The following is a 2,570-nucleotide window of genomic DNA, read 5'->3' as shown; positions in this document are numbered from 1 at the left end:
CTTGCTGCGGCAGCAACGGCTCAATCCGAGCCCACGCAGCATCCGTTATCTCTCCACGACCCACCACAAGATCAATTATGAGACACGGCCTAGTGGCATGGGACCTGTTCTGAGAGCTCGACGCTGTGCTCGGCTGCCCTCTGCGGGCCTGGGTGTAAACCGGGTTTACCTCGAGCGCCGAGGCAGGGGCTTCCACCGGGGTAGGAGCAGTCGTCAAGTCCAGTGGACGCGTGGGGTCAGCTGATCGTCAGCTGCCATCTGATCTCTCCGTCGTGCCACTGGTCGGTGGGGGCGAGGCCGGCTGCGGTGGCGACGGCGGCAGACGCCTTGTGGTCGGGATGGATGTGGGCGGTGACCGTGTGCACCGGGTGTTGTCGGAGCCAGGCGACGAGTCCTCGGGCGGCTTCGGTGGCGATGCCGCGTCGCTGCCAGGGGGTGCCTGTCACCCAGGCGATCTCTGCAGCCGCTCCGCGGTCGTCGGCGATGACCGTCGCCTGGACATGGCCGGCCAGGCAGGAAGCGTCGCGGAGCTGGATGACCCAGTTGCACCAGGATTCGCCGGGGCGGGGCGAGTCGGCCACCCAGCGTTCGTAGCGGGTGCGCAGGTCCTGGGCGGTGTCCGGGGTGCCGCCGGTGAAGGTGTGCAGGCCGGGGTCGGACAGCACTGCGGCCATCTCGTCCGCGTGCTCGACCTGCAGGGGGAGTATGTCCAGCCGGTCGGTGCGGATGATTTCGGGCTTGAGGGTGGTCACGCTGCCTCCTGGTCGGGACGTTCGACGAGTATGCCGCGTTCGAAGCGGACGCTGGCGCGGACGAGTGCGACGAGGTAGGACGCGTTCACCGCGCGCCACCGGTTCTGGGCGGCTGCCCGGCAGGGGATCTACGCCCCGGTGTACTCCGTCTCCTTCGGCGTGCGGGGCAGGATCGTCATCGCACCGGGCGGCTCCAGGTCGATGGCTCTGGTCCCGGAGAAGTGCGAGGGCTACCGCCGGGCGTGGACGGCCGGGCCGGGCCCGATCTGGCCTGCACGGGGTACGGACGGGTTGTGGCGACCCGGGTCGACAACTGCGGCTCCTGGCAGACGGTTTGGCTGGAGCCCGACGCGGTCATCCGCCGCGCCTCGGGGCTTCCGGACGGCCCACTGCCCGGCTGGGCGGACCTGGAACGCGCCGAGCACCCGCACCCCGCCCGTCGAAGCCGACGGGTCGTGGAGCCGCCGCTGGGAGACCGCGGTCGGCGTCATGCTGGCCCACCTCGTGGCAGCAACCGAGAACCATCCGGTGCATCTCCCCGCAGGCCCTGTCACGGAGTTGCTCGGCCACGCCGTGGCCCGCTACCTCCCACCGGGGCCCGACGCCCGCTCGGTCGCACTGGTCGGCCCGGGCCTGCCCGAGCCGTGGCCCCGCCCCGACGTCCTCCTCGTCCCCCGCCACCCCGGCACGGGCGAGCCGTGGCTCCGCCCGGCCGCGAGGCGACAGTGGTGCCGCTGGACAGCGGAGTCTGGGCCTACCTCACCAGCCCTGGGAGACCTCGCCGATGCCCGTCACCGGTGTGCTCCCGAAGGGTGTCCTGCGCGACGACTACCCTCTGCCGTCGCGCCCCTGGCGTCTCCTGAAGGCCCACCCGGGCGCTTTCAGGAACACCCTGGTCAGGCTGCCCGCGATCCGCAGCCCTCGGCTGTGCGGGTATGACGACGCCGCGTACCGATCGTGAGCACCTGTTGGTCGCAGCGGAGCTCTCGGACCCACCACAGCCTTCCTGCCTCCGGGGCCGCGGATGCGAACTCGGTGTGCGGGTCAAGGAGCCGTTGTCGGCTGGCCGTCGCCCTGCAGGAGGAGCTGAACCACGCTGGTCCATGGGAAGTCGCCGGTCTTCTGGAACGCACGGACCCTCCAGCGCCCTGCGGGCAGGTGGACGGGGGCTTGGTCCGGCTCGCCCCTGCCGTCCGGGTAGGGAGAGCCGAGGTCTTTGCCGGCCTCGGCCGAGTCCATCAGGACTGCCGGCCCGTCGGTCTCCCACAGGCCGCACTCCTCCCACGGCGTCGCCGGGTCGTTCAGCGCCACTTCGGCAGCGGCAAGCAGCTCAGCGTCGGAGTCGGCGGCGAGCCAGCGCACGAAGGCCCTCTGCTCGGGCAAGTAGCAGGTGGTCGCGGGCTGGTCGCCCAGCACCAGCGCGGAGACGTTGCTGCGGCCGCGCAGGCCGACCACCTCGGCCAGGCCGTCGGCCTCGCAGGCGCGGTCGTAGTCGTCTGGCTGGTCGCTGTCGCTGATGATCATGCCGTTCTCGGTGCAGCCGCCCCAGTACTGCAGTGCGGACACCGGAACGACGATCAGAGGACCGCCCATGGAGCTGACCCAGGTCAGACCGAGGGACATCCGGGCAGCATGGGGATCAGTACTCATGTGCGCAGTGTGCCGCCGATCGGTGACAAGCAGGGAACCTGGGGGAGTACCTGCACGGCGGACGACAGACAGCACTGAGAGGGCGTTAAGTCCGTTTTTGGTAGAGGCCTCGTCGGGGCTGGATAAGCGTGCCTTGGCGGACGAGTCTGCCCAGACGGTTCCGGGTGA

General features: G+C 70.4%; 2 protein-coding genes. Both read right to left on the bottom strand.

What is annotated here, in order from left to right:
* Positions 1 to 236: 236 nt before the first annotated feature.
* Positions 237 to 752 carry a GNAT family N-acetyltransferase gene (locus ACFY00_RS38070; RefSeq protein ID WP_388038859.1) on the bottom strand — a complete coding sequence of 172 codons (516 nt, stop codon included), beginning with the start codon at positions 750 to 752 and terminating at the stop codon, positions 237 to 239.
* Between the two features lie 1,044 nt (positions 753 to 1,796).
* On the bottom strand, positions 1,797 to 2,375 hold the full coding sequence (locus ACFY00_RS38065; protein ID WP_388038856.1) for an Imm21 family immunity protein: 579 nt from the start codon (positions 2,373 to 2,375) through the stop codon (positions 1,797 to 1,799).
* Between the last annotated feature and the right edge of the window lie 195 nt (positions 2,376 to 2,570).

Origin of the sequence: Kitasatospora sp. NPDC001540, from assembly GCF_042894345.1 — a bacterium.
GTDB lineage: Bacteria > Actinomycetota > Actinomycetes > Streptomycetales > Streptomycetaceae > Kitasatospora > Kitasatospora phosalacinea_C.
This window is presented reverse-complemented; position numbering and strand designations above follow the sequence as displayed.

Bases quoted from the DNA above. Each gene is read 5' to 3' on its own strand.
- ACFY00_RS38065 (WP_388038856.1), bottom strand. From the start codon at position 2,375: ATGTCCCTCGGTCTGACCTGGGTCAGCTCCATGGGCGGTCCTCTGATC.